The organism is Psychrobacter proteolyticus (genome assembly GCF_038155145.1).
Lineage (GTDB): Bacteria > Pseudomonadota > Gammaproteobacteria > Pseudomonadales > Moraxellaceae > Psychrobacter > Psychrobacter proteolyticus_B.
In genome coordinates this window covers 1-242 of sequence record NZ_JBAKAY010000052.1, presented here as the reverse complement: position 1 = coordinate 242, position 242 = coordinate 1, and the positions used below count along the sequence as shown (strand labels likewise).

Annotated in this window: 1 protein-coding gene; it reads left to right on the top strand. The window is 35.1% G+C overall.

Features of this window, described 5'->3' with window-relative positions; all coding sequences use genetic code 11:
* Positions 1 to 242: SPFH domain-containing protein (locus V6252_RS12980; RefSeq protein WP_341610727.1), on the top strand; the 242-nt coding region annotated here is incomplete at both ends.

Genomic DNA, 242 nt, shown 5'->3' with positions numbered 1-242 from the left:
GGTGAAGGTAATCCTGTAGAATATGCACCAGGTTTACACTTTAAAGTACCTTTTATTGACACTGTTAAAATTTTGGATACGCGTATTCAAACGTTAGATGATCAACCAGATCGCTTTGTAACATCAGAGAAAAAAGATTTAATTATCGACTCTTATGTTAAGTGGGAAATTGATGATTTAGCCGTTTATTACCTCGCTACTGGCGGTAATAAAATGCAAGCTGAAGCGCTATTAAAACGTAA